The organism is Pseudomonas sp. Pseusp21 (assembly GCF_059492145.1).
In genome coordinates, this window is record NZ_CP168520.1 from 385,755 (window position 1) to 411,879 (window position 26,125).

At 61.4% G+C, this 26,125-nt stretch carries 20 protein-coding genes; 3 read left to right on the plus strand and 17 right to left on the minus strand.

Features of this window, described 5'->3' with window-relative positions:
• Positions 1-41 precede the first annotated feature (41 nt).
• From ACEN93_RS01685 to ACEN93_RS01730, 10 genes are all read right to left on the minus strand, one after another.
• Positions 42-374 carry a DUF2934 domain-containing protein gene (locus ACEN93_RS01685; protein ID WP_074690921.1) on the minus strand — a complete coding sequence of 111 codons (333 nt, stop codon included), beginning with the start codon at positions 372-374 and terminating at the stop codon, positions 42-44.
• 29 nt (positions 375-403) lie between these two features.
• On the minus strand, positions 404-3,181 hold the full coding sequence (locus ACEN93_RS01690) for a malto-oligosyltrehalose synthase (RefSeq protein ID WP_495610949.1): 2,778 nt from the start codon (positions 3,179-3,181) through the stop codon (positions 404-406).
• Positions 3,178-5,256 carry a 4-alpha-glucanotransferase gene (gene malQ / locus ACEN93_RS01695; protein ID WP_495610950.1) on the minus strand — a complete coding sequence of 693 codons (2,079 nt, stop codon included), beginning with the start codon at positions 5,254-5,256 and terminating at the stop codon, positions 3,178-3,180. The genes ACEN93_RS01690 and malQ overlap by 4 nt, the downstream gene beginning before the upstream one ends.
• Complete coding sequence (treZ, locus tag ACEN93_RS01700; RefSeq protein WP_039768135.1) at positions 5,253-7,055, minus strand: malto-oligosyltrehalose trehalohydrolase; 1,803 nt, start codon at positions 7,053-7,055, stop codon at positions 5,253-5,255. The genes malQ and treZ overlap by 4 nt, the downstream gene beginning before the upstream one ends.
• An 18-nt stretch (positions 7,056-7,073) precedes the next feature.
• Positions 7,074-8,660 (minus strand): glycogen synthase GlgA, encoded by a 1,587-nt coding sequence (gene glgA / locus ACEN93_RS01705; RefSeq protein WP_039768136.1) that lies wholly within the window; start codon positions 8,658-8,660, stop codon positions 7,074-7,076.
• A 529-nt stretch (positions 8,661-9,189) separates the two neighbouring features.
• Positions 9,190-10,143, minus strand: coding sequence for a D-2-hydroxyacid dehydrogenase family protein (locus tag ACEN93_RS01710; protein ID WP_103386150.1), 954 nt, complete (start codon positions 10,141-10,143; stop codon positions 9,190-9,192).
• 13 nt (positions 10,144-10,156) lie between these two features.
• Positions 10,157-11,182 carry an alpha/beta fold hydrolase gene (locus tag ACEN93_RS01715; RefSeq protein WP_085611706.1) on the minus strand — a complete coding sequence of 342 codons (1,026 nt, stop codon included), beginning with the start codon at positions 11,180-11,182 and terminating at the stop codon, positions 10,157-10,159.
• Between the two features lie 85 nt (positions 11,183-11,267).
• Complete coding sequence (locus tag ACEN93_RS01720) at positions 11,268-11,702, minus strand: YqaA family protein (protein ID WP_495610951.1); 435 nt, start codon at positions 11,700-11,702, stop codon at positions 11,268-11,270.
• Positions 11,702-12,148 (minus strand): DUF411 domain-containing protein, encoded by a 447-nt coding sequence (locus ACEN93_RS01725; RefSeq protein WP_007957572.1) that lies wholly within the window; start codon positions 12,146-12,148, stop codon positions 11,702-11,704. The genes ACEN93_RS01720 and ACEN93_RS01725 overlap by 1 nt, the downstream gene beginning before the upstream one ends.
• Positions 12,149-12,312: 164 nt before the next feature.
• Complete coding sequence (locus tag ACEN93_RS01730) at positions 12,313-14,304, minus strand: methyl-accepting chemotaxis protein (RefSeq protein ID WP_085667104.1); 1,992 nt, start codon at positions 14,302-14,304, stop codon at positions 12,313-12,315.
• A gap of 382 nt (positions 14,305-14,686) precedes the next feature.
• On the opposite strand from ACEN93_RS01730, the gene ACEN93_RS01735 reads away from it, so the two are divergent.
• Positions 14,687-15,220, plus strand: coding sequence for a hypothetical protein (locus ACEN93_RS01735; RefSeq protein ID WP_039768142.1), 534 nt, complete (start codon positions 14,687-14,689; stop codon positions 15,218-15,220).
• A 40-nt stretch (positions 15,221-15,260) separates the two neighbouring features.
• On the opposite strand, the gene ACEN93_RS01740 is transcribed toward ACEN93_RS01735, so the two are convergent.
• The 6 genes from ACEN93_RS01740 to ACEN93_RS01765 form a co-directional block, all read right to left on the minus strand.
• The gene (locus ACEN93_RS01740; protein WP_074690929.1) at positions 15,261-16,178 is read right to left on the minus strand and encodes a GNAT family N-acetyltransferase; all 918 of its coding nucleotides are present in this window, start codon (positions 16,176-16,178) and stop codon (positions 15,261-15,263) included.
• Entirely contained in the window at positions 16,178-17,467 is a 1,290-nt protein-coding gene (locus ACEN93_RS01745) for a phenylacetate--CoA ligase family protein (protein ID WP_039768144.1), read from the minus strand. The genes ACEN93_RS01740 and ACEN93_RS01745 overlap by 1 nt, the downstream gene beginning before the upstream one ends.
• Positions 17,451-19,901: an aldehyde dehydrogenase family protein gene (locus tag ACEN93_RS01750; RefSeq protein WP_495610952.1), complete on the minus strand. Its 2,451-nt coding sequence runs from the start codon at positions 19,899-19,901 to the stop codon at positions 17,451-17,453. The genes ACEN93_RS01745 and ACEN93_RS01750 overlap by 17 nt, the downstream gene beginning before the upstream one ends.
• A gap of 1 nt (position 19,902) precedes the next feature.
• A complete protein-coding gene (locus ACEN93_RS01755) occupies positions 19,903-21,033 on the minus strand; it encodes a LuxE/PaaK family acyltransferase (RefSeq protein WP_103386146.1) in 1,131 nt (376 codons plus the stop codon).
• Positions 21,033-22,292, minus strand: a complete 1,260-nt coding sequence (locus ACEN93_RS01760) for an MFS transporter (RefSeq protein WP_074690932.1) — start codon at positions 22,290-22,292, stop codon at positions 21,033-21,035. Before ACEN93_RS01760 ends, ACEN93_RS01755 begins: the two co-directional genes overlap by 1 nt.
• A 262-nt stretch (positions 22,293-22,554) precedes the next feature.
• Positions 22,555-22,695, minus strand: coding sequence for a hypothetical protein (locus ACEN93_RS01765; protein WP_166742317.1), 141 nt, complete (start codon positions 22,693-22,695; stop codon positions 22,555-22,557).
• A gap of 157 nt (positions 22,696-22,852) precedes the next feature.
• Here ACEN93_RS01765 and ACEN93_RS01770 point away from each other — a divergent pair, with 157 nt between their 5' ends.
• Entirely contained in the window at positions 22,853-23,041 is a 189-nt protein-coding gene (locus ACEN93_RS01770) for a hypothetical protein (protein WP_074690933.1), read from the plus strand.
• 18 nt (positions 23,042-23,059) lie between these two features.
• On the opposite strand, the gene ACEN93_RS01775 is transcribed toward ACEN93_RS01770, so the two are convergent.
• Positions 23,060-23,437: a fe2+ zn2+ uptake regulation protein gene (locus ACEN93_RS01775; RefSeq protein ID WP_074690934.1), complete on the minus strand. Its 378-nt coding sequence runs from the start codon at positions 23,435-23,437 to the stop codon at positions 23,060-23,062.
• Positions 23,438-23,731: 294 nt separating this feature from the next.
• Between ACEN93_RS01775 and pvdQ the strand changes: the two genes are divergently transcribed.
• Positions 23,732-26,068, plus strand: a complete 2,337-nt coding sequence (gene pvdQ / locus ACEN93_RS01780) for a bifunctional acylase PvdQ (protein WP_495610953.1) — start codon at positions 23,732-23,734, stop codon at positions 26,066-26,068.
• Positions 26,069-26,125: the final 57 nt, after the last annotated feature.

The window sequence follows — 26,125 nt, forward strand, 5'->3', positions numbered from 1 at the left end:
GAACTCGCCACACGGTTATTCAAATCAATGATAGGGGGGCGTCAGACCGCAGGCGGCTTGCGCGGCGTGCGGGGCTTTTTCTCGGTGGCTTTTTCGCCCGGGGGAATCACTTTCGCGGCACTGGCAGGCTTGGCCTTGGCCGTCGTGGCCTTGGGTTTGGAAGCGGGTGCCTTGCCATCGACTGCTTTGCTGGTGGCGGTCTTGCCGGCGGTTTTACTGCCGGCAGCCTTGGGCGATTTTTTCGGTGCCAGCGCCTCGGCTTCGGCGAGCTTGCGCGCCATCTCCCAGTGGCGGGCTTCCTGGCCCTCGGGTTTTCCTTCGGATTCCCAGATCTGATAGGCGAATTCGCGGATGCGTTTATCGTCGGTACTCATCGCAATGCTCCTGAACTGAACTCATGCTGCTAGACGTGTTGGATAAGCAGATTGACCGGGAAATCCCCCAGCGCGGCGCTGACCTGCAGCTCCCTGTTTTTTGTGACTGCGGTGCTCGAAAAAAGTCCCTTCGGATTTTCGTCAGAGGCGTCGAACGGTAAAACCACCCTTGTATCGCCCCAGCGCAGCGCGTCAACCATCGGCACAGCACTGTTTTCCAGCAATGTTGCGCAACGGATCGGCACGATCACAATGATCCGTCGCTCCCCATGCTCGCGGGCAAACGCGAGCACGTTGTGCGCCTGGCTGCCCAGCACCTCGAGGGCCTGGTACGAACCCTGGCGAAACAACTCGGTGTGGTCGGCGCGCAGGCGCAGCACCTCGGCGATCAAAGCTTGCTTGATTCGCCCGTCGCGCCAGTTCGCCAACAGTTCCTGGACCGGCCCCGATGCCTCCAGCGCCTGTTGCCTGGCGACGTAGTCCACTGGCCGGCGGTTGTCCGGGTCGACCATGCTGAAGTCCCAGAACTCGTTGCCTTGATACAGATCCGGTACTCCCGGCACGGTCATGCGCAGCAAGGTTTGCGCCAGACCGTTGAGGGCGCCGGCAGCAGCGATGCTGCTGACGGTCTTGGCCAGCGCCCCGCGCAGCAGTTCGCCTTCAGGAGCCAGCAGCAGTTGTTCGGTGAACGCCTGGGCTGCGTTTTCGTAGGCTTCGTTCGGCGCGCTCCAGCTGCTTTGCAGCTTGGCTTCGCGCAGGGCTTTCTGCTGCCACTGCCAGACACGTTTGGCGTAATCGGCGAAGCCCGCCTGATCGTCGTCACGCAACTCCAGCGGCCAACTGCCGAGCAGCGCCTGATAAAGGATCAGTTCGTCCGCAGACGACGGCAGCTGATCGTCATTGCGCAGCGGTCGGGCGAGGGCGCGCCACAGCTCGATCTGTTCGGCGTACCAATGGCTGCGCTCGCTGAGCACGGCCAGCCGCGCGCGGGTGTCTTCCCCGCGTTTGTGGTCGTGGGTGGCGGTGGCCAACAGATTGTCGGGAAAGCTCTCCAGACGTTGCAGGTTCACCGCGTGAAAGTCGCTGACCGGCGCACTGAACTGCTCGGTGTTGTAGCCGACGTCATTGCGCGACAGCAGCACCGCCGAGCGATACAGCGCAGTGTCTTCCACCGCTTTGGCGGCGGCCGGCGAAGTGAGCTGCTGAAAGCGCACGCAGGCATGGCGCAGGATTTTGCGCGAGCGCCCACGGGGTTTGCGCCGCCACGGCTGGCCACCGAGCCAACCGGCTACGGAGTCCAGCACCGGCCAATCGGCTTCGCTCAATGTCTGCCGTGCACCGTCCATGGCCTGCTGGAAAAACACCTCGTCCCGGGCCGAGCGGCCCATCGGGGTGATGTAGGTGCGATAGACCGGGAAGTGCACGATCAGCGCCTGCAGCACCCGCCGGATCGAGCCGAGCGTGAGGTCGCGGGTCATCAGGTCGTCGCGTGCCACTTGCAGCAGGGCCTGGGCGACGCTTTCGCAATCGCTGGCCAGCGAGCCGTTGAGGATCTGCTGGCGCGCCAGTTGGGCTTCTTCGATGAACGCGGCGGGGCGCTCGGTACGGCGTTGCCACAAGTCACCGAGCACATGTTCGCCGTCCGGGTCGTGTTGCAGCAGCGACAGCTGGTTCATGAACTCGTAACCGGTGCTGCCATCCACGGCCCAGTCGGTGGGCAGGGTCTCGCCGTCGCCGAGAATCTTCTCGACGTAGATCGGCAAGTGCCGGCCCGGTGCCAGATGGTCGAGGCGGCGGCGCAGTTTGCGGCAGTAACCGCGCGGGTCGGCGAGACCGTCGATGTGGTCGATGCGCAGGCCGTCGATCAGGCCCTCGCCGATCAACTGGAAAATCTTGCCGTGGGTGGCCTCGAACACTGCCGGACGCTCGACCCGCAAACCGCCGAGTTCGTTGATGTCGAAGAAGCGCCGCCAGTTGATGTCATCCGCGGCTGTGCGCCAGCTCGCCAGACGATAGCTTTGCCGCTCCAGCAATTGGTGCAGGCGCTGAAAACCGTCTTCGGTCTTCGAATCGTAGTGCGTCAGGTTGCGCTCAATGGCCTGCCGAATCTGCGGGTCGCTGGCGAGTTGCTGAAGTTCTTCCTTGAGCGGAATCGCCAGCGCGCGAGCGTCGGTCTGATAACTGAGCGCGCTGAAGCGGTCGGCGAGAGCCTTGAGCGCCTCGTTCGGAGCGTCATCGGACTTGAGCAGTTCGCCGTAATCGCCGGGGCAGATCGGGAAGTGATGCTCGTAATGCTTGACGTGAAAGGTGCCGCTCTCGGCGTTAAACACCAGCGGCAGAGTCGCGTCCTGCAACGCGACGCCATAGTCACTGCCGAGAAACGGCAACAGCAACTGGCCTTCCATCAATGGGTCGGGCGAGTGCCACTGAATGTCGAAGAATTCGCCGTAGGGGCTGAGCCGGCCCCATTCCAGCAGATCGAGCCACCACGGGTTGTCACCGCCACCGACTGCCATGTGATTGGAGACGATGTCGAGGATCAGCCCCATGCCGTGCTCGCGCAGGCTGGCGACCAGACGACGCAACGCTGGCTCGCCGCCAAGTTCCGGATTGACCCGGGTCGGGTCGACCACGTCGTAGCCATGCATCGAGCCGGCGCGCGCGGCCAGCAGCGGCGAGGCATAAATGTGGCTGATGCCGAGTCGGGCGAAATACGGCACCAGCGGTACCGCCTGATCGAGGGTAAAACCGCGATGAAATTGCAGGCGGACCGTGGCGCGCAGTGTCGGGATAGGCAATGCACTCATTGGTCACGCTCGGCTGCCTGAAGGCGGGCACACGCCAATAGTTCCAGGCGTCTTGCGGCGTCGGCACCGTCGAGCAGCGTCTCACTGGTGGCCGGCAAGCGGCGTGACCAGTTCGGGTGGGTGTCGATGGTGCCGGGCAGGTTGGCCTGTTCGTCGAGCCCCAGCGCATCTTCCAGCGGCAGCAATACCAGCGGCGCGCGGGTGTGGCCGAGGAAACGGACTGCGGCGTCGACCACCTGATCGGCCTCGTGGGATTCCTCGCGAAAGTTCTGCGGGTCCTGGCTCAAGGCACTGCGCAGGCCTTCACGCTCGCGTTCGCGGTAACGGCGCCAGTCGATTTCGCCGTTGGCATCGACCAGCCCGAGCCGCGCGTTCCAGTCGATGTCGCGGCCATGCCACCAGCCGTTGAGCGTCGGCAGATCGTGGGTGCTGGTGGTGGCGAGGGCGTTGTCCGGCCAGTCGAGGATCGGTTTGAAATGGGTGTTGTCCTGTTCGAACAGCAGCACGCGCATGCCGAGCATGGCGCGGGCGATCAGTTTTTCCCGCAGGCCATCAGGCACGGTGCCGAGGTCTTCACCGAGCACGATCGCTTGATGACGATGGGATTCGAGGGTCAGCAGACGCAGCAAGTCGTCCACCGGGTAATACAGGTACGCACCGTCTGCCGGGGCGGAACCGTTGGGGATGACCCATAACCGTTGCAGGCCCATGACATGGTCGATGCGCAGGCCGCCGGCGTGGGCGAAGTTGGCGCGCAGCATCTCGATAAACGCGCGAAAACCGTTGCGCACCAGGCCTTCCGGGGAAAACGCGGAAATACCCCAGCCCTGTCCGGAGCGATTGAGGATGTCCGGTGGCGCGCCGACGGTCAGCGAGGCAAGCAGTTCGTCCTGAAAACTCCAGGCCTGGCTGCCGGCGCCGTCGGCACCCACCGCCAGGTCGGCGATCAGGCCGATGCCCATGCCGGCGCTGCGGGCGGCGGTCTGGGCGCGCTCCAGGCAGCGGTGGATCAACCATTGGCAGAACGCGAAGTAGCTGATGCGCTCGGCGTATTCCTCGGCAAATGCGCCGAGCGCTGCGCCGCGCGGGTCGTGCCAGTGTTCCGGCCATTCGCGCCAGTCGAGGCTCTCGCCACGGGCGGCGCGCATTTCCTGAATGGCTTCGAAGCGGCAGTGGTTTTCCAGCGCTTCACCGCCGGCATCGCGGAAACTCGAGAAGTCGGCATGCAGCGGGTGTTCGCCGTTGATGAAACCGTCGTACAAGGCTTGCAGGAGTTTCAATTTGGCTTCGGCCGCTTTCGGCCAGTCGATCAGTTTCAGGTCTTCCAGTTGCTCGAACTGATCGGTCAGGCCGGCGGCGTCAATCGCATCACGCAGCGCGCGCTCGCCGAGGATGGCCCCCGGTGCGGCGTACAGCGGATTGAGAAACAGCCGACTGGACGGCGAGTAAGGGCTGTAGCGCCCGGTGTCGGCGCTGAACATCGCATGCAATGGGCTGATCGCCAGTGCATCGGCACCCCGTTCGCCGGCCACCCGGGCCAGTTCTTCCAGGGCCTGGGTATCGCCGAAACCGCCATCGCCAGGGCGACGCAAACCATAAAGCTGCACGCTCAGGCCCCAAGCGCGCGGGATCGGACTGTCCACCGCGTCGCCCACGCTGAAGCAGCGTTCCGGCGCCACGGCCAGGGTGAATTGCTGATCGGCGATGTGCACTTGCTGATAGCCGACCGGAATCTCTCCGGGCAGTATCGACTCCGCATCAAGCCGCAGGCTCAAGCGCGAGCCATCCTCAAGGTGAATCTCACAAGGGGTTTCTGGTTCGAAATAGCGCGCCAGATCCACGCCCACGCCGACATCGGCAGTGAGCAGTGGCGGCAGATGGCGATTTTCCTGCACCTGTTGCAGTTCAAGCAGGCTGGCGTCGATTTCCTGGGCGGTGCTGGCGGGGTGGCCGAGACCGATCAGCACATTGCGAAGCACGGCCGGGGCGACTTTTTGGGCTCGCCCGTTGGCGTCGATCCAGTCGACGGCAAGGCCGGCTCGGCTGGCGAGAATTTCCAGTTGCGCATCGCTCATAGGCGCTCTCCATCCAAGGGGGGCAAAGGGGTTGCGGCCGTGAGGCTGACGAGCGCGCAATACGGGGGCAGAAGGCCCTTATCGGACATCTCGGCAGCGGGAGGCTGTTGAAACAGCCACACCGCGCCGGTCCGTGGAGGGTTGACCACCGCCGTCCCGCTGAGGTTCAGATCGATTCGCAACTCACTGCCATCGCCCAGTCGCCAGCGTGCGCTGACCGCACCACGGCCTAGCATCTGCGCGCCAAGGGCCTGGGTGCCGGACAGGTTCGGGATGATGTAGCGGTGACGCAATTGCAGCAGGTGACGATAGAGCTCATTCGTTGCCTGCTGGCGCGGTGTGCCATTACCGGACCGCGTTGGCCGCGAGGCGTGGAAGGTCGATTCGGCGTTGGGATCGGGTATCCGTTCGCGCTTATGCGGGTCGGTGAACGCACTGAATGCAGCGAACTCGTTGCGACGGCCTTCTCGTACCTGTTTCGCCAGTTCGCCGTGGTGGCTGGTGAAGAACAGAAACGGTTGCTCGGCGGCATATTCATCGCCCATGAACATCAGCGGAATCATCGGCGACAGCAACAGCAGCACCGTCGCCGCCTCAAGCGCGCGCGGATCGGCCAACTGATGCAGGCGCTCGCCGAAGGCACGGTTGCCGATCTGGTCATGGTTTTGCAGGAACAGTACGAAGGCAGTGGACGGCAGATGCTCGCTGGGCTCGCCCCGTGGTTCGCCGTGGCGGGTGATATGCCCCTGAAACACGAAGCCCTGGCTCAGGCAGCGGGCCAGTTGTTCGGTCGGTTGCAGAGCGTAGTCGGCGTAGTAGGCATCGGTTTCGCCCGTCAACAACACATGCAAAGCGTTATGGCCGTCGTCATTCCATTGGGCGTCGTAATTTTCTTCCAGCAGGCTCGATTGGTTGAGTTCGTTCTCGACGGTCAACCATACATGACGGGCAGGGTCGACCTGCTGGCGGACACGCTGCGCCAGTTCGGGCAGGAAATCCTGACTTTCTATTGCATGAACGGCATCCAGGCGCAAACCGTCGAAACGGTATTCCAGCAGCCACATCAGTGCGTTTTCGACGAAGAAGTCCCGCACTTCGCGACGGCGAAAGTCGATGGCCGCGCCCCACGGGGTGTGTTTGTCTTCGCGAAAAAAGCCCTTGGCGTAGCGGTGCAGGTAGTTGCCGTCCGGGCCGAAATGGTTGTAGACCACGTCGAGAATCACCGCCAGACCGTGGCCATGGGCGCTGTCGATCAGATGCTTGAGTTGTTCCGGAGTGCCATAGGAGGCTTGTGGCGCAAAATGCAGTACGCCGTCATACCCCCAGTTGCGATAGCCGGGGAATTGTGCGATCGGCATCAGTTCGATAGCGGTGATGCCCAGGGCGGCCAGTCGGGCCAGATCCTTTTCGACCTCATCGAATCCGCCTAGCGCACCCACATGCAACTCGTAGATCACCGCTTCATTCCACGGCCGACCTCGCCACGTTACGTGTTGCCATGGATAGGCGTGGGGATCGACCACCACGCTGTGACGGTCGATATCACCGTCCTGCGCCCTGGAGGCCGGGTCGGGCACCTCCAGTTCGCCGTCGATGTTGAAACGGTAGCGGCTGCCGGCAGGGCAGCGGGTCTTGATGACAAACCAGCCATCGCCCTGGGGCAGCATGGGCAGCGACTGGCCGTTGCCCAGCTCGACGCTGACGTAAAACGCATCCGGCGCCCACAACGCAAATTGTGTGTGGTCGGCATCCAGCATGATCGCGCCGTGGGGCCAGCTTTCAGGTGTCCGTGACGGCATTGTTGTAAAGCTCCCTGGTTATTTGTGGTGCGTTTTTCCCAGCGACTTGGCCACCAGTTGTTCGTAGAGTTCGGCGTAGGGTTCGACCGCCTTGCACCAGTTGAATGGCGCGGCCATTGCCCGGCAGCGCATGGCGTTGAGCAGTTCGGGAAAGGCAAATACCTTGAACGCGCGGCTCAGGGCTTCGCGGTAGCTGTCCGCGGTCGATTCGTTGAACAGGAAACCGGTGACACCGTTTTCGATGGTGTCGGCCAGCCCGCCAGTGTTGCGCGCCACTGGCAGCGAGCCGAAACGCTGGGCGTACATCTGACTCAGACCGCACGGCTCATAACGCGACGGCATCAGCAGAAAATCGCTGCCGGCGAACATCCGCCGGGCGTCGGTTTCGTTGAAGCCGATGCGCACGCCGATCTGGCCGGGGAAGCGCAGCGCCAGTTCGCGCATGGCTTGTTCTTCTTCCGGCTCGCCACGGCCGATGATTGCGATCTGGCCACCGTTCTGCACGATGTATTCCGACACCGCCTCGGTCAGGTCGAGGCCTTTTTGATAGACCAGGCGCGAGACCACGGCAAACAGCGGACCTTCCGATTGTTCCAGGCCGAACAGTTCGCGAACGTGGGCGGCGTTGACCGCTTTGCCTTCCCAGTCGCCGATGGCGAACGGTGCGAACAGGTGCGGGTCGGTGGCGGCGTCCCAGCTTTCATCGATGCCGTTGGGGATGCCGCTGAGCAAACCTTGCTGGGTCTTGGCGGCGAGAAAACCGTCGAGACCGCAGCCGAAATCCGGTGTGGTGATTTCCTGCGCGTAAGTAGCGCTGACCGTGGTGATATGGCTCGAATAGGCCATGCCGGCCTTGAGGAACGACATCTTGCCGTAGAACTCCATGCCTTCCTGTTGCAGGGCATGGGCCGGAATCCCGAGTTCCGGGCACGAACCCAGGCTGGTCACGCCTTGATAGGCCAGGTTGTGAATGGTGAACAGGGTCGGCGTGCGTTGCCCGCGCCAGTGCATATAGGCAGGCGCGAGACCGGCCGGCCAGTCGTGGGCGTGCACCAGATCCGGGCACCAGTGGATTTGCGCGAGGTTGGCGGCGATATCAGCAGCCGCCAGGCCCAGACGGGCGAAACGGATGTGGTTGTCCGGCCAGTCGCGGCCGTTGTTGGCGCCATACGGGCCACCGTCACGGGCGTAGAGTTCAGGGCAGATCAAGACATAAATGACCAGACCGTCGGGCATGTCCATGCGCCCGATCTTGCAAGGTGGCAGCGCGGCGTGGCCACCCAGTTCACCGATGATGTGAATCGGATTTTCGCTGTTCATGACCTGCGGGTAACCCGGGATCAACACCCGCACGTCATGCAGATGTGCCATCGCGCGGGGCAGGGCGGCAGAAACGTCGCCCAGACCGCCGGTCTTCACCAGATCGGCGATTTCCGAGGTCACGAACAACACTTTTTTCTTGTTGGGGTTCTGACTGGCTATCGGCGTCAGTGTCTTGGTGATCGGGACGCTGATCGATCGGCTGCCGGGAACGCTTAAAGTGCTCGATTCACCCATCGGCTGATGAGCCCGTTCTCCCTGAATTTCCAATGCCGCACTGATCATATGAATCTCCCGTCTTTTTGATCTGATTCTTGTCTTGAACATGCGATGTCCATGGCCAGGTCCTGTGGCCGGGCGCAAACACGCCACGCATGAGTGAGCAAATCGCTACCCAACACGTGCAAGCAGAATGGGTGAGGGGGCCATTGCAAGACTTGAACCAGTCGCTTTGGCCCTGCCTATCAGATGACCCGCCGCGATCTGCAAAAGTTTCGACGAATTTTTGACTTTGTGACTGGCCGGTTTTACCCCGCGAAAACCAGTCTAGGCCAGATCCTAGAGCGGGCCAGGGCTAGCGGATGAATTGTTCGACAATCTGTTGCAGGCTCACGAAATCCGTGGCTTCGGGAGGGGAGGCGCCCCGACGAAGTGCATGTCTGGTGGGGTCGATGGTGCAAAGTGGTGACCGAACGGTCACGATTTCGGGCGCCGGGAAAGTGCGGGCGCACTGTTGCGGTGCGGACAGTTGTGTTGGCGGGCAGACAGTGGGTGCTGCTTCGCGGGCAGGGATTGCCCGCGAAGACGAGATGACTCAGTTGAGCAGGCGGATAGGTTCCCCGGCTGACCACCCTTGAATGTCTTCGATCATCTGCGAAAAGAACAACTCATAGTTCTGGCGGCTGACGTAGCCGACATGAGGCGTGGCCAGCACATTGTCGAGGGTGCGAAACGGGTGCAGTGCCGGCAGCGGTTCCTGATCGAACACGTCAAGGGCCGCACCGCCGATACGCTGTTTCTGCAAGGCCTTGATCAGCGCCGCTTCGTCGACAATCGGCCCGCGCGCCGTGTTGACCAGCAGGGCGGTCGGCTTCATCCAGTCCAGCGCCTGGGCATCGACCAGGCCCCGGCTGCGATCGCTGAGCACCAGGTGCACCGACAGCACGTCAGCCTGTTCGAACAATTGCTGCTTGCTGACATAGGTGACGCCAGCCTGTTCGGCGCGTTCGGCGGTGAGGTTTTCGCTCCAGGCGATGACGCGCATGCCGAACGCCTGACCGAACTGCGCCACCCGCTGGCCGATGCTGCCGAGCCCGAGGATGCCCAGGGTCTTGCCGTGCAGGTCGCCGCCCAGACCTTGCTGCCACTGGCCGGCGCGCAGGGCGTTGGCCTCGTTCAGCAGATTGCGGCTGGCGGCCATGATCAGCGCCCAGGTCAGTTCCGGCGCTGCGTGTTTGTAGCTGTCGGTGCCGCAGACCTTGATCCCGAGGCGGGCCGCGGCCGGCATATCCAGCGCCGCGTTACGCATGCCGCCGGTGACCAGCAGCTTCAGGTTCGGCAAGCGTTTGAGCAGGTCTTCGTCGAAGCGTGTGCGTTCGCGCATCACGCAGATCACTTCGAACCGGCCCAGACGTTCGGCCAGCGTGGCGTTGTCCGCCGGGTACTCATGGACGAAGGTGACTTCGCCGAGACTGTCGAGCACCGACCAGTCGACTACGCCCCGCGCGACGTCCTGCCAGTCATCGATCACCGCAATCTGCACCGCCATCAGCGTTACCTCTTCAACGAACGGGATTGGTTTTGTCCAGCCAGCCCAGCAGCGCCTCGTGGAACTTCGCCGGCTCTTCCATCTGCGGGGCGTGGCCCATGCCGGGGAATTCCACCAGCGTGGACTGAGGAATCAGTTTCGCCACCTGCTTGCCAAGCACCTCGTAGTGACCGATTTTCGCCTTCACTTCGGGCGGCGCGATGTCCTTGCCGATGGCGGTGGTGTCGGAGGTGCCGATCAGCAGCAGGGTCGGCATCTTCAGGTCCTTGAACTCGTAGTACACCGGCTGGGTGAAGATCATGTCGTAGATCAGCGCCGAGTTCCATGCGACCTGAGTCTTGCCCGGACCGTTGCTCAGGCCGGCGAGCATGTCCACCCAGCGGTCGAATTCGGGTTTCCAGCGGCCGTCGTAATAGGTCGTGCGTTCATAGTCGCGAATGCCCTGAGCGGTGACTTTCAATTCGCGCTGATACCACTGATCGACGCTGCGATACGGCACGCCGAGGGCTTTCCAGTCTTCGAGGCCGATCGGGTTGACCAGCGCCAGTTGCTCGACCTGATCCGGGTATTGCAGCGCGTAACGGGTGGCGAGCATGCCGCCGGTGGAGTGGCCGAGCAGGGTGGCCTTCTGGATGCCCAGCGCCTTGAGCAATTGCTGGGTGTTGGCCGCCAATTGCTGGAAGGTGTACTGGTAGTGATCGGGTTTGCTGGAGGTGCAGAAACCGATCTGATCCGGGGCAACCACCCGGTAGCCGGCTTCGCTCAGGGCCTTGATCGAACTGTCCCAGGTCGCGCCGCAGAAATTCTTGCCGTGCATCAGCACCACGGTGCGCCCATTGGCCTTGCCGTGGGCGGCGACGTCCATGTAACCCATCTGCAGCGACTTGCCCTGAGACTGAAAGGCAAAGTGCTTGAGGGTGTAGGGATACTCGAAACCCTGCAATTGCGGGCCGTATTGCGGGCCTTCGGCGTGAGCGAGCAGGGGCAGGGCGGCGGTCAGCAGCAGGCCGGGCAGCCAGCGGGTCAGCGATACGGACATAGGACAACTCCACAAGAAATCGGCCGATGCTGGAACGGCCGGATTAGGGCGACGTTAAACACAGGCAATCCCCGGGCCCGATCGTTCAACCGAGCCAGCCGAGGGTGAGCATCGCCAGCACCCCGTAGCGGGCGCCTTTGGCGAGGGTGACGATCAACAGAAATCGCCCGAGGGGTTCGCGCATGACCCCGGCGATCAGCGTCAGCGGATCGCCGATGACCGGCAACCAGCTGAGCAGCAACGACCAGTGACCGTAACGCTGATAGTGAACGCGGGCTCGCTCCATATGCCTGGGGCTGACCGGAAACCAGCGCCGGTCCTGAAAGCGTTCCAGCCCGCGCCCCAGCCACCAGTTCACCAGTGAACCGAGGACATTGCCCAGCGTCGCCACGGCCAGCAGCCCCCAAAGCCAATAGCGCTCGCTGACCAGCAGCCCGACCAGCACGGCTTCCGATTGCAGCGGCAACAGCGTCGCCGCACCAAACGCGGCCACAAACAGCCCGAGATAACCCGCCGCCATCAATGGGCCGGGTAATCCGCCACCACCACATCGGCACCGTCTTTCTTCAGGCCGATCACTTGATACGCATCACTCATGCCGTCCATTTCCATGCCCGGCGAGCCCATCGGCATGCCCGGTGCGGCAACGCCCAGCAGGTCGTCACGCTTGCTCAGGGCCAGCACCTGTTCCGCCGGTACATGACCCTCGACGAATTTGCCGTTGATGATGGCGGTGTGACAGGACGCCAGACGTGGCGGTACGCCGTGTTGCTGCTTGAAGCTGCTCATGTCGCTTTCGACGTGGTCTTCGACCTTGAAGCCATTGGCTTCCAGATGGCTGATCCACTTTTTGCAGCAGCCACAGTTGGCGTCGCGGTGGACTTCGATCGGGATAAGGTCGGCGGCTTGCGCCAGGGAGGAGATGAACAGGGCGCTCAGGGCGGCCAGACGCAGATGGTTTCGCATGGAGGGCTCTCGGCTCAGAGGAGGAACGGTCAAAAAAGGAAGGCATTTTGACCGGTTTTTCCTGCCGGGCATCAACGGAGTGTTTCCAAGTGATACAAGGCAGGCCTGCCAATATGATCGTAGATCAAAGCTGACAGGCCACTGAGCGCAAGATGACAAAACGGTCAGCGAACCTTGAAGCGCCCCATGATCGCACTGACCCGGCTGTTGGCTTCCAGCAACTGGCGGGTGTTGAGTTCGCTGGCCTGACCGCTTTCCACCAGCTCATCAACCATGTGGCGGATCTGCACCATGCTGCGGTTGATCTCTTCGGTGACCGCGCTTTGCTGTTCGGCGGCGGTGGCGATCTGGGTGCTGAGGCTGTTGATGTGGCTGACGGAGCCGGCCATCTCGTCGAGGCCACTGTTGACTCGCGCCGTGGCATCGGCGGCCGACTGGCAGCTGGCCTGGGTGTTTTCCATGGCGCTGACCGACGAGCTCACGCCCTGGGTCAGACGGGTCAACATTTCGTTGATTTCGGAGGTGCTGGCCTGGGTGCGGGCGGCGAGGGCTCGTACTTCGTCCGCTACCACGGCAAAACCGCGACCCTGTTCACCGGCGCGGGCCGCTTCAATCGCAGCGTTGAGCGCCAGCAGGTTGGTCTGGCCGGCAATGGCGCCGATCACGCCGAGGATTTCGGTGATGCGCTGGGCGTCCTGCTGCATGCTTTCGACCTTGTGGGTGGCGCTGGCCACTTCGTCGATCAACGCCACCACGCTGCTTGACGCTTCGCCTACCACCACGCGCGAGCGATCGGCGTTTTCATTGGCGCGTTGGGTGAACGCGGCGGTTTCGGCGGCGTTTTGCGCGACGCTTTCGGCGGTCGAACTCATTTCGTTGATCGCGGTAACCGTCTGGTCGGTTTCCGAGGCGTGGCGCAGCAGAATCTGGCTGGTGTGCGCCGAGGTGCGTTGCAGGTTGTCGAGGCTCGAAGCCATGGCTCCGGTGGCCTGGGTCACTTCGCCGATCATGTTCTGCAGGTAGGCGATGAAGGTGTTGACCGAGTGCCCGATGGCACCGAGTTCATCTTCAGCGCGAATGGTGATGCGCCGGGTCAGGTCGGCATCGCCGCTGGACAGCGAATCGATGTTGGCTTTCAGCGCTTTCATGCGTGAGACCAGTTGGCGGATCGCGTAGACCTGCAACAGCACCAGCAGGATCACCAGCGGAATCTGCAACAGGCTCAGGCTGCTGAGCACGTCGTCACGCTGGGCGGTGAGCATTTTGGTCGGCAGCGCGGTGGCGAGGAACCATGGGGTGCCTTCGATCGGACGCATGAAGAACGTGCTGGCTTCACCGTTGTTGTCGAATTCGACGCGCTGCGCTTGCTCGCGGTTTTGCAGCCCGGCCTTGACCTGGCTGGCGAAGGTCGAGCCACCGGCCAGTTCGCTGATGTTCTTCAGCACGATCGGGCCACTGATGCGCGAGCTGTTGCTGATGATCTTGCCGTCGGCCTCGACGATCAGCATTTCGGCGTTGAGGTCTTTTTCCTTGCGCGCCACCAGATCGTTGAAGAAGCCCAATGTCACGTCGATGGTCGAGACGCCCCAGGCGCTGCCGTTTTTCTGGATGGCCATGGCGCAGTTGGTGCGCGGTTCGGCGCTGGCGTCATCTTTATAGGCAGCGGCCCACGCGCATTGGCCGCGCGGGGTCTGCATGCCGCCCTTGTACCAGCTCTGGTCGTAATAGTTGGGCGCCGCGTCGCTGTTCCAGAAGGTGTTTACCGCCAGTTTGCCGGAGGCATCACGGTGCCAGAACGTACTGAACTTGTTGCGTCCGGCCTCACGCTGGCCGGGCAACGGCCAGATGCCGCCGCCGAATACTTTGAGCTCGCCGTATTGATCCACCAGCCCCGGCAACACGGTGTCGATGGCTGCGCTGTCGAGCAGCGGGATGGTCTGGGTGATGCTGCGCTGTTGCGCCTGGACCTTGTTCAGTTCGCCCTGGATCTGCTCGGCCACTTCAGCAATGCGATTGAGCACCACCTGTTCTTCGGTATGGCGCAGCTTGGGCGCGACCAGCTGGCTGATGCCAACCACGGTCAGCACCGACAACAACAGAATGAACAGAACCAGAAACAGCGTGTAGCGAGCCTGAATGGTGCGGAATGCGGGCATGGAAACCGGTCCTTGAGCAGGGATTCTTATTGTGGGGAGGGGAAAAACAGCGCGGGTTTCCTAACGTATCGTCGCGACGTCGGGAAGCTTTAGGTACTTGCGTCCTAAAAGATGCAATCCCGACCGATGGAACGTATCCGGCCTGATACACGAGAACTGACTGTCCCGAACATTAGAGCGATAAACCCACTTTCATCACATTGTCATGAACGCTCTGGTCCCGTATTTCCGGGGCTGTTGTCGGTTTGTATCGTGAATGTACGAAAATTGTAAAAAAGTGCAGAAAGGAGTTGGTGCCATTAGTTTGCCGGCCGATACTCCGGGCAACTCAAAAGTCGTCCAACAAGGAATTTTTCATGTTTTCCTCGCAAGGAGCCTGCTCATGACTATCGGCTATACCGGTGCCTGGCAACCCAAGGCGGGTTTGCTGGTTCGAGACACAGGAAGCTCGAGCAAACCGGTTTCCCAAAGCGTGAAGGTCAAGCAGATGCTGGCTATGGTCGGCAACGATCCCAACGCAATCAGCATCGCCGAGATGGACAAGCAGGGGCTGCACAAGAACATCAAGGGTTTCGATCCCACCAATGTTTCGGCCAAACAATTGGGCAGCCTCAGTGCAATGCTGCGCAGCCGTGGCCTGATTTCCGAAGTCACGTCCATTACTCTGCTCAACGCCGGCGACAAGTTTGATCGCTTCGGCATTCAGAAGGATCCGGACGCCAAGTTCAATGCGCTGGAGTACTTCGCAACGCAACTGGATACCATCCAGAACAACAATCTCAAGGGCAACAAGTACGCCAATACGTTGATCCCCGAGTACAAGAAAGCCATTTATGTGCTGCAGAACCTGCAGACTTATGGTCAGGGTGGGGAGCGCAAGCCTCCTACCGACAAGGGTGTCAGCGCCAAGGCGTGATCACGCAGGCCCGCCCGGTTAACGGAGCGGGCCTCGTCGTTCATGGCACATTGAGTTCCCGACGCCGCATGTCTGCCTGCAGACGTTGCATCCGCGGACAGTGCAAGGTCAGCGTTCCTGGCTGGAACCCGCGATGAAACAGCGCCAGCCATCCCGAGCCTTTTTCATCGGGCGCCAGCCCGGTGAAGGTGAAGTCCATGGTCGACAACTGGCGCCAGGCACTGTCGAAACCCTGCGCGAGTCTGAGCCTGATCGAAATCAGCCAATGGTCCGGCAACTGCTGCAGTTGCTTGAGCAATCCGTCGTCAAGCGATTCCAATAAGCCGTCATAGCGCCCCCAGCGCTGATCCAGTTGTATGGGGTCGCCGACCCAGGGTGATGGGTTGTCCCGTGTCCCGAACTTGTCGACCATCTGCTGCATGAACTCGCGACAGCCATCCGGCCATGCGAGGCTTGGCAACGGTCGCTGGTATCCGTCGATCTGGAGATAGCCGAGCACCAACGACTCCGGCACCGGTTCGCCAAAGGGCGAAGGGGCATGATCGGGTAGCAGCCCGGTGTTGTGAAACCCCAGACGGGCGGCCATCCGTTGCGTGTAGGGATGATGGGTCATCTGCTTGATCGTCACGCCGTGGCATCCGAGCGCCTGGGCATGAATCAGCAATTGCCGGCTCAGTCGGGTGGCAACTTTCTGGCCACGACTCTGTGGATCCACCACGCTCAATGCGAGTTCGGCGATGCGCGACTCCTTGTCGCGAATCAATGCCGCGTGCCCCAGAATTTTCCCCTCCGACACCGCAACCAATGAATGCCAGCGACCGCCGACATGGTTCTGCGTGATCATGCGCGGCAGGTAAACATGGGGCTGAGCGTATTGGTTGGCGTAGACCTTTCTGAAAAGTTGGCTGACGGCACGGGCGTCGCTGTTACGGTAACTGCGCAGGATCAGGGTTTCCATCAACGGTCCTCCCGGTGCAGATTGTCGTATACCCGCAGATCGACTACACGCTGCTGTTTACCTGACCGTGGATGGCGTGACAGTGACTGAATCGTGCAGCGCCGGATCTGCAATTCGAGCAAATGCCCGGTGCTCAATTCTTCGATCAATGGATAGGCTTCGATCAACGCACGGTGCAGTAACCGGTCTGCCTGCTCACCCGTCGCAGACAGGGCATCCGGTACCCAGCTCAGGCGCAGAATATCCCTTGTGCCTTCCTGTTCGATCACCAGTTGCCAGTCTTCACTGCCGGTAATCCGCTGTACGGTTTGGCCGATGGCCTGAGGCAGGAGGGTCAGTACGCCGACACGAACCCGCTGACTGTCGGCACAGCGTCCCATCAACGCGAATTTGCGCCGGGGAACATTACCGGGCTCTCGCCAACAGGCACGATCGCCGACCGGATATCGAATCAAGGGCATCAAGCGACGGGTCATGTTGGTCACCACCAGTCGTCCCACCCGGTTGCACCCGTCAATCACCTCTCCGGTTTCTTCGTCGAGAATCTCCAGCACGCTATGGTTGTCAGCCGCATGATGTTCGCCCAACGCGCAGTCACGTTGACTGGCGCCGATGAAACCGGCGTCGACACTGGCATAGCCCAGAGACGCAATGCGCGCACCGGGAAAGACACGGCCCAATCGTCGCAGTTGTGCCGGGAACAGGCTTTCCCCGGCGTAGAGCAGGGTGGTCACGCCCTCGAGTACCCGCCCGTGCTGCTCAAGCCAGGCCGCAAAGGTCAGCAAATGGGCGGGCAGTCCGGCCAGCACATTGATTCGGTGCCGAACGACGGCATCGGCGAGGATGGCCGAGTCGACATGACCGGTGAACGGAAATTCGACGATATCCGTTTCCACATGCGCCAGCGCATCGTGGGTGAAGATGAAACTGGCGTAGAGGTCGCCAGCGAAAAACAGGTTGGCGATGCGGTCGCCCGCGTTCAACTGGCCGCTGAGACTGCGACCGAAATCCGTCACCAGTGTTTGCCATTCCTGGCGCCGGAAAATCGAGAATTTGCCGGCGCTGGTGGTTCCCCCCGTCTTGAATACCAGTGCGTTTTCCAGAGAACCGGTCAGTGCAGGCCAGTGGTCGAGATCCTCGCTGCCCTCCCAGTAGGCAGCGGGATCGATCACCGGCAATTCAGCCAGCGAAGTGACGTGCTCGGGCACATCAGCGAAGTGGCCTGCGTAAAAGCTTGAATGGCGACGGGCAAACGCCACGAGCTCGTTCAACTCAATCCTTGTGTTCATGTTGCATTCCTTGCAAGTCAGTGGGCGGGACCACGCTGCGGTTGTCGATCACCTGCGGCGTCTTTCCGCTGTGTTTGTTTCGGGCGAACTGATCGATCGCACAGCGTTCTGCGTCCACCGTCAGCAGTCCCGTGCGGATGAGGGTCGCCAGCGTCGGGTAATCCAGCAGGCGGTCATGAACTTCGCGGGCGGGCAGCGAACTGCGAAACCGCATCCGCTCCAGCCCGTCGGGTGCGTGCTCCAGGACCAGCTGGAACTCGACCTGCAGATGCCGAGCCAGTGTTTCCAGACAGATGAAGTCCGTGCCGATGCGCAGCAGCCGGCCGTGACGTTGCAGCAGCTCGAAGCGTGGAGCCAGCAGCCCGCATGGACACCGGCCGGGTATCCAGCGGCCGCTGTCGCCAAGGTCGTATCGCTGAACGTCCTGGCCTTGTCGTTCTATCGAGGTGAACACCAGACGGCCGATTTCATCGCCATTCACCGGCTGATCGGCTTCAAATGCGACGATTTCCAGGTGTTGAATATCGCTCATCAGATGGAATACGCCATCAGACGTTGCCGGGCAGGCATGGCCGAGCGGCCCGGCGTCGACGCTGCCGTAAATGGCCGAACGGATAAGCCTGACACCGCAGCTGTGCATTAATGCACGGCTCTGTTCACCGGGATGTTCACCGCCGAGAAAGACCTTTTCGATGCCGCCGTAGGCACGCAATCGGGCTTGTTCGTTGATAAACAGACGGTGGAGGGTGCTAGGCATGCCGACCAGCGTGGTGACACGTTGATCGATGATCATCCGGGCGATTTCGCGGTAATCATCATCGGCGGGCGCGCCCATCGGCAGATGAGTGACACCCAGTAGCTCCAGCACTTTGGAAAAGCTGAAGAAGCCGCCATACAGCCCGCCACTGAAGAACAGGTTCATCACGCGGTCGTGGGCCGGGTCGAGGCCTGCGGCAAACAGCCCGTCGGCGGCGGCACGCATTTGCCGATCAAAATCGCGGTAACTGAAACCCGACAACACCGGAACGCCGCTGCTGCCCCCGGAGCGGAAGTACAGGCGGGCCGCCGGATTGATCGGGCGGGTGACAAACGTTTCCTTGTTCATGATCGGGCGACCTGCGATGCACGGCGGCGCCGGTAGCGGATCAAGCGTGGCACAGGTAGACAGCATCGCAACCGGCAGGCTGACCGACACCCGTCGACTCAGGCGCTGCAAGGCATAGACACCGTCGTGGGGTTCGCCTTCGTAACCTTCGTGAATCGATACCGCGGGGGCGATTCGCGTGACGCCCGCCGAAATCAACGTTTGCGTCAATTCTGCCGTCTCGTGTTCGGTGCAGATCAGGGCGCAGCTTTGCAGCGCGTTTCGCCAGGGCAACAGCGTACGGGTGATTTGTGCGCGGGGCAGCGGTTTGAGCAGCACAGTGCGAAACAGCGGCGAGGGACCGAGTTGGCGGTCATGCGTCCAGATCACCCGCCAGCCTGGTGCCTCCCAGACGTGACCGGTGGTGCCGACAAAGCTGTGAGCCAGTTGCGCCATCGCCTTCACTGTGGTGATTTGCGAAGCCTCCTGAATTGAAGGCGTCAGGGTCGGCCATTGGTGTGCCCGACGGTCGAACGCCTCTGCCAGAGCATCGCCGATACTGCGCAGATCAGCCTCGTCATCGCTGTCCACCAGCAGCCATTGCGGGCTGGAGCAGGCCTGTTGATCGAGACGACAGACTTCGTCTGCCAGCGCATCCAGCGCCTCTGGCGACGCGCTCTGAGGCGTCAGGTAAACAAAGCTGATCCGATGACCCCAGTCGATCCAGCGGCATCCTGCCGGGAGTTGTTGACGGATGGCTTGCAGGGCCGCTTCCCCGCCCCAGGCGGAGACGCCGTTGGCCCATTGGCACAGTTGGCCGATTTGCGCAGTCGTTGCCGGGATGACCGCGACGTGGCCGGCTATTTGACCGGTAGCGTCGCACTGCGCCAATGCATGCAGCAATCGGGCTGTCAGTCCTTCGTCACTGCTGCTGGGACGTAGCCAATTGACGTTGCCGGCCAGCAGGCTTTCGATCACGGCGCAGAACGCCAGCAGGGGCGCATTGCCTGGCGTGATGTGAACCACCAGGCCCAGCGGGCTCCAGCGTTCGAAGCGTGATTGGCGGTAGTCGATGCGGCGCAAGGTATCCGGTTGCTCACCCAGCTCGCGTGTCAGCTTGCGGTTCAACGCCTCAGGCTGGCAGAACTGGATCAGGGACTGCCGGTGGTCGGGATCGAGGTGCCGATTGAAATCCGGATCTTGCAGTCGTGTGGCGAAAGCGGCCACCGCATCGATGACTGTCGCACGCCGGAGTGCCGTACCCAGGCGCTGTGGCAGGTCCAGGTTCAGTTGATCCAGTGCATCGGCGAGCCGGCAGTCGGCATGCAGCTGTCCGTTGATCAGGTACATGTCAGTGCCTCCCCAGCAATTCGGAAGCGGCCATGGCGCAGCTTCTGCCGGCCGTGGTCGCGGCGCGGCCGTGCAATTCGAACCAGTCTGCAGACAGACCACAGCCACAATTGGCGCCCGGATGCAGGGTGGCGAGATCGCTCATGACTACCGCATGGGCCGGACTCGATGAAATGTAAGGCGAAACGAAACTCAGCAAGCCCTGACGGCCATACGGCAGAACCGTGAAATCGGATGGATTGCGCACGAAGACCTTCGAATAGACGGGAACATGGAAATGATGATGAGCACATTCAAGGTAAGGCACCGGATGCTCGACCGCGCCGTAACCGTCGCGGCAGCGGGTGACTTGGAGCCCCAGTTGTCGGTGCATGCGCTCGTACAGTTGTTGACGGGGAATTTCCTGCGCGGCATGGGTTTTCCAGCCACCCCCGAAGAGCGCCAACGAGTCCGGTGCCAGTTGCAGTTCGCGAACGCCGGTGGCTCGCATGCGTTCAAGGGTCTGCCAGAGAAAGGCGGGAAAGCCGAGAATCCGCACCGGCAGTCCTTCTTCGGCGAATGATTGCAGCGCTGCAATAACGCCGAAACTGTCGAACTCATGGCCGCTGCCGGTATGGCGCAGGGCGTAGGTCACCCGGTTGACGGGCGCGAACCGGCACAGGAACTGGTCGGTAAAGGAGGTTCCCAGGCTGATCGTGCCCTCGGGCTCGTAGCTCAAGAGCAAGTAGTTGCACGGGGTTTGCGGGTTGTTCCAGCCATAATGGTGAAAGATGCGTTCGACCATGTACTGGGCGGCGCTCAGGCTGCGTTCGTCGTAACGCATGCGGCTTTTCTGCCCGCTGGTGCCTGAGGAGGTCAGCTCCAGCGCGTGGGTACCGGTGGGGCTGAGCAATGGGTGCTGCTTGAAAAAGCTGGCGAAAATCGGCGGTAGATGCGACCAGTCGTCGAGTCTGTCCAGATCGTCCACGGTCAGCCCGTTGGCTTTCAGCCAGTGCTCGTAGCCCGGGGTGTGCTGGCTGTGGAAACGGCTGATCTCGGTCATGGCCTGGTCGAACAGCCCGTCTGGCACGGAATCCGGGCAATAGGGTTGCGTCAACGCGCAGAGCGCGTCGCTGTTGGGGAAATGGAACATCAGACGTCCTTATCGTTATGTTGAACGGTCGGCCTTGGCGCAGCAGGCAGAAACCGATTGAGCAAGGGCAGGGACAGCAGGCCGCCGAGTGCGGCCCACAGCGCGAAGAATTCGAGGCGATGGCCGCCGCCGACAGCGGCAATCAACGATCCACCGGCACCCATCACGGCAATCGAAATCATGCCGATCGCGGCCGAAACCAGACCTTTGCTGTCATCGCTGCAAAACAGCGCCAACCGATACAGAGCCGCGTTGCTCATGCCCAGGCCTACGGCGTACAGCGCGAGGCCGGCAATCAGCGCGATCAGAGGGAGGCTGGTCATGGCGACTGCCACCAGGGTCAGCAGCCCCAGGCAGTACGGCCACAGTGCCAGGCGAATCAATTGCGGCAATTCACGTGTGGGCAGCAACCGGTCGAGAATCAGATTGCCGAGAATGACGGCTGAAAAGACCGGTATCTGCCACAGGGCATATTCCCGCGTTGTCAGCCCCAGTGACTGGATCAGCAACAGCGGTGCAAGACCGATCCAGGCGATCAGCGGCAGGCTCATCAGGCCAAGTGCAACGCAGGTCCCGAGAAAGTTTTTGTTGCGCGACAACGCAAGGTATCGAGCACCGATCTGACCAAGAGAAAAGGCTACAGGCGCTTGCTGAGTACCATCACGACGGACCACGCCGATGGTTTCGGGCATGCAGACGTACAGTCCGGTCCATGCAAGTACCGCAACCGTGGCCAGGCCGATAAACAGTTCGCGCCAGCTGAGCCATTCCAGCAACAGGCTGCCCAGCAGGGGACCGATCAGCGGCGAAAGCAGCGCCACATTGCCGAGCAGCGCCATCAGGCGTACGGCATCAGCTTCGCAGAATACTTCTGAAAGCGCGGGATAGCTGACAGCCACCACAAAGCCCAGTCCCATGCCTTGCAGCAGCCGTAACGCGTTGAACGTTTCAATGCCGGGCGCGAGCACTGTCGCTGCGCACATTGCGCTGAACAGTGCGCAACCTGCCAGCAACAACCGGCGTCGACCGAACCGGTCGGACAGAGGTCCGATCAGCCACTGCAGGCACGCACCGCCGATCAGGTAAAGATTGAACGCGTTGGGGATATGACGGGCATCGGCTTCAAGATCCCGAGTGACGGTCAGCATCGCCGGCATGACCATGTCGCTGGCCATGTAGGTCAGCCATTCGAACAGCATGATGGCGAGGCAGAACCCGAGCGCTTGTCGGGGCGAGAGATTGATGAGAGTCCTTTGCATACGCTTCCACGAGATTCGAGAGAGAGCGCAAAGGGTAGAGGCGGGGTCAGACTGTTCCTACATGAATGCTGTGACGCTCTATGACGGGGGGTTGCGTGATGTTGCACAAGTCGGGATGCCTACTCGCAAGGGCGAATTGCCTGACAAGATAATGAATAGAGTCTTAAGAAAAATGCCCACATTCCTGTGGGCATTTCGGCTGACACTAAATCAGTTGTTGCATTTGAGTGAAGGGACGCTGGCATCCTTCCCGCGAGTTGAATCAACGATGGTAATAGTAGCCCGGACCTTGCGGCGCATAGTGGCGATGATCGCCATGCCAGCCGCCGTGGGGAAAGATGATGCAGCCGCTCAGGGTAAGCAGTGCAAGGATAGGAATCAGCCAGGTGATTCGACGCAGCATTTCAAGGATCCTCATGGTTAATGCCGTTTGAAGCCAAAGCTCTTCATCGGCTGTAACATGAGACCCCGTTTACAGCGGCGCATCCCCGTCAAACGGTATGCGCATGGCATCAACCCCGATACAAACCCGATACATTCCAACGGTTCAGGAACCTGTAATGACCCAGAAGCAACGCTTGAAATATTCGATTCTGATTGCCCTTGTCGTACTGCTGATCATGCTCGGCCTGTCCTGGCTGCAAAACGCCGGCAAGCTCAGCGAGCAAACATTTCAGTACATCGCCATCGGTGTGGCGGTGGTGGTTGTGGTAATCAACGGCGTGATGCGCCGCAAGGTCAAGCCCTGACAGCGTCTGCCGCGTGCTTCAATCGTGGTTGAGCACGGCGGCAGCCTGGGGGTGGAGGCTGTAGCTCTTGTCGTCGTTGAACGTGATCACGCCTTCGGCGCACAGGCGCTTGAGCACTTCACGTACGCTGAGAAAGGACAAGGGAATGTCCAGATCCAGCAACTGGCTGTGAACACCACGCACACCAAGACGACGGTCGTCCTCGGCGGCGACCAGCAGGGTGTCGATGACTTTGAGGCGAATCAGGCTGGTGCGCAGGCCGAAGCTTTTAAGCAGCATACGGATGCGTTCATTGCCGTGACGCTCGACCCGTTGCCCGAATACGTCGGCGTGTGAACCCATGTGCGCTCCTTGTGGGGTCTGGCTACCTTCCGATGGTAGGGGTGGGTTGTACATGCGATTACTCCTTTCAGAGCCTGATCAGGAAAGGTTTTTCGTGCTCTCTCTAAACAAGACGTTTCAGCTCGACAAATCATGAAGCGGAAAATGTAGAAAATTTGTCGTGGTTTTGTCTTTTCCCCGTGATTGCGGCACGAAACGGGTGTGTGACCGACTAAATTTTTTTCCCGCGGCTTCGTTTTCTGGACAGGCTCATTGCGCGTGACGCGTGAGTGATTTCAGAGCGAGCCGGGCCCGACGTGTTCACGGAGGCGGGCGGTTCGCTCTTCGGCATTTCGATCAGGAGCGAGCGTGACTATTTCCAGGCATTTCACCGGACTGACCCTTGCCGGCCTCTTTCTCGGGCTGAGTCTGCCGGCACAGGCGTTCAGTCCTTCCGGCCAGACCGGCGCGGATATCCGTCGCACCGGTTTTGGCGTACCGCACATCCGTGCGGAAAACGAACGCGGTCTCGGGTTCGGTATCGGTTACGCCTATGCGCAGGACAATCTGTGCCTGCTGGCCAACGAGATCGTCACGGTCAACGGCGAGCGTTCGCGCTACTTCGGGCCGGAACAATTGACGGTCGAAGAGCGCGAGAACCGTGTCAGCGACGTCTTTTTCCAATGGCTCAATACGCCGCAGGCAGTCAGTGCCTTCTGGCAAGCGCAGCCGGTCGAAGTGCGTGATCTGGTGGACGGTTATGCCGCCGGCTACAACCGGTACCTGGCCGAACGTCGCCAGCAGGGCCTGCCGCAACAGTGCCAGGGCGAATGGGTGCGCGATATCGCCGCCGAAGATCTGGTGAAGCTGACCCGTCGCCTGCTGGTCGAGGGCGGTGTCGGTCAGTTTGCCGAAGCCCTGGCGGGTGCTACTCCGCCGCAGGCCACTGCGAAGATTGAAAACGATGCGCGGGCCTATCAACTGGCGGACACGCGCCTGCAACGCTTCGCACTGGACCGTGGCAGCAACGCGGTGGCGGTGGGCAGCGAGCGTTCGTTCAATGGCCGCGGCATGCTGCTGGCCAACCCGCATTTCCCGTGGGTCGGCGGCATGCGCTTCTATCAGATGCACCTGACCATTCCGGGCAAACTGGATGTGATGGGCGCGGCGCTGCCGGGTCTGCCAATGATCAACATCGGTTTCAACCAGCATCTGGCCTGGACCCACACCGTCGATTCGTCCAAGCATTTCACCCTTTATCGCCTGCAACTCGATCCGAAGGATCCGACCCGTTACCTGCTCGACGGCCAGTCCCTGCCGATGAACAAGCAGACGGTCACCGTGCAGGTCAAACAGGCTGACGGCCAGGTGGTGCCGGTTTCTCGTGACGTCTACAGCTCACAGTTCGGCCCGATCGTGCAGTGGCCCGGCAAGCTCGACTGGGACAACCAGTACGCCTATAGCCTGCGCGATGCGAACCTCGACAATGATCGGGTGCTGAAACAGTGGTATGCCATGAACCGCGCCGGCAATCTCAAGGATCTGCAGGATTCGGTGCACACCATTCAGGGCATCCCGTGGGTCAACACCCTGGCCGTGGACGACAAGGGCCAGACGCTGTACATGAACCTGTCGGTGGTGCCGAACGTCAGTGCCGACAAACTGGCCAGGTGCAGCGACCCGCGCGCTGGTCTGAAAATGATCGTGCTCGACGGTTCCAACAGCGCCTGCACCTGGGACATCGACCCGCAAGCCGTGCAGAAGGGCATTTACGCTTCCAGCCAATTGCCGCAGCTGTTGCGCAAGGACTTCGTTCAGCACTCCAACGATTCGGCCTGGCTTGCCAACCCGGCACAACCGCTGACCGGTTTTTCGCCGTTGATCAGTCAGGACGGCCAGCCACTGGGCCTGCGTTCGCGTTTTGCGCTTGATCGACTGGCGACCCTGAGCAAGAAAGGCCCGGTGTCGGTGCAGGATCTGCAACACATGGTGATGGACGATCAGGTGTTTCTGGCGACTCAGGTCGTACCGGATCTGTTGAAATTCTGCGCTTCTCAGTCTGAAGCGGCGCTGAAATCGGTGTGCAGCAGCCTGAAAGCGTGGGACGGCCGGGCGAATCTGGAGTCGGGCGTCGGGCTGGTGCATTTCCAGAGCATCATGCAAGCGATGCAGGAGTCGCCGCAGGCCTGGCGCGTGGCGTTCGATCCGAAGGATGCGCAGCGCACCCCGCGTGGATTGGCCGTTGAAAAGCCCGAAGTGGCCAAAGCATTGCGCGAGGCGATGCTGGCGTCGGCCGAAACTGCCGCCAAAATGGGCCTGACCGAGAAAACCCGTTGGGGCGATGTGCAGGTGGTCAGCAGTGGTGGCCAGCAAACGCCGATTCACGGTGGTCCCGGCACGCTGGGCATCTACAACGCCATCCAGAGCGTGCCTCGTGAAGACGGCAAGCTGGAAGTGGTCAGCGGGACCAGTTATCTGCAAGTCGTAACGTTCGACGATAAAGGTCCGCATGCCCAGGGCTTGCTGGCGTTTTCGCTGTCCAGCGATCCGGCGTCGAAGTATTCCCGGGATCAGACCGAGGCTTTCTCGAAGAAGCAGTGGAGCGTGTTGCCTTTCACCGAACAGCAGATCAAGGCCGATCCGCAGTATCAGGTGCAGACCGTGCGCGATGATCTGGAAAAGGCGGGGAAAGTCGCAGCGCAGTAATCAGCGGTTTAATCCGTCGACAGTCGCAAAGGCAGAAGGCCGCTCCCTCACGGGAAC

Excerpts from the sequence above, each read along its gene's own strand:
- ACEN93_RS01740 (WP_074690929.1), bottom strand. The coding sequence starts at position 16,178 with ATGGAAACCCTGATCCTGCGCAGTTACCGTAACAGCGACGCCCGTGCC.
- malQ (WP_495610950.1), bottom strand. The coding sequence starts at position 5,256 with ATGAGCGATGCGCAACTGGAAATTCTCGCCAGCCGAGCCGGCCTTGCC.
- ACEN93_RS01730 (WP_085667104.1), bottom strand. The coding sequence starts at position 14,304 with ATGCCCGCATTCCGCACCATTCAGGCTCGCTACACGCTGTTTCTGGTT.
- ACEN93_RS01725 (WP_007957572.1), bottom strand. The coding sequence starts at position 12,148 with ATGCGAAACCATCTGCGTCTGGCCGCCCTGAGCGCCCTGTTCATCTCC.
- ACEN93_RS01765 (WP_166742317.1), bottom strand. The coding sequence starts at position 22,695 with ATGCTGCGTCGAATCACCTGGCTGATTCCTATCCTTGCACTGCTTACC.
- ACEN93_RS01750 (WP_495610952.1), bottom strand. The coding sequence starts at position 19,901 with ATGTACCTGATCAACGGACAGCTGCATGCCGACTGCCGGCTCGCCGAT.
- ACEN93_RS01775 (WP_074690934.1), bottom strand. The coding sequence starts at position 23,437 with ATGTACAACCCACCCCTACCATCGGAAGGTAGCCAGACCCCACAAGGA.
- treZ (WP_039768135.1), bottom strand. The coding sequence starts at position 7,055 with ATGCCGTCACGGACACCTGAAAGCTGGCCCCACGGCGCGATCATGCTG.
- ACEN93_RS01770 (WP_074690933.1), top strand. The coding sequence starts at position 22,853 with ATGACCCAGAAGCAACGCTTGAAATATTCGATTCTGATTGCCCTTGTC.
- ACEN93_RS01755 (WP_103386146.1), bottom strand. The coding sequence starts at position 21,033 with ATGTTCCATTTCCCCAACAGCGACGCGCTCTGCGCGTTGACGCAACCC.
- ACEN93_RS01745 (WP_039768144.1), bottom strand. The coding sequence starts at position 17,467 with ATGAACACAAGGATTGAGTTGAACGAGCTCGTGGCGTTTGCCCGTCGC.
- ACEN93_RS01690 (WP_495610949.1), bottom strand. The coding sequence starts at position 3,181 with ATGAGTGCATTGCCTATCCCGACACTGCGCGCCACGGTCCGCCTGCAA.
- ACEN93_RS01685 (WP_074690921.1), bottom strand. The coding sequence starts at position 374 with ATGAGTACCGACGATAAACGCATCCGCGAATTCGCCTATCAGATCTGG.
- ACEN93_RS01720 (WP_495610951.1), bottom strand. The coding sequence starts at position 11,702 with ATGGCGGCGGGTTATCTCGGGCTGTTTGTGGCCGCGTTTGGTGCGGCG.
- ACEN93_RS01735 (WP_039768142.1), top strand. The coding sequence starts at position 14,687 with ATGACTATCGGCTATACCGGTGCCTGGCAACCCAAGGCGGGTTTGCTG.
- ACEN93_RS01715 (WP_085611706.1), bottom strand. The coding sequence starts at position 11,182 with ATGTCCGTATCGCTGACCCGCTGGCTGCCCGGCCTGCTGCTGACCGCC.
- ACEN93_RS01760 (WP_074690932.1), bottom strand. The coding sequence starts at position 22,292 with ATGCAAAGGACTCTCATCAATCTCTCGCCCCGACAAGCGCTCGGGTTC.
- ACEN93_RS01710 (WP_103386150.1), bottom strand. The coding sequence starts at position 10,143 with ATGGCGGTGCAGATTGCGGTGATCGATGACTGGCAGGACGTCGCGCGG.
- glgA (WP_039768136.1), bottom strand. The coding sequence starts at position 8,660 with ATGATCAGTGCGGCATTGGAAATTCAGGGAGAACGGGCTCATCAGCCG.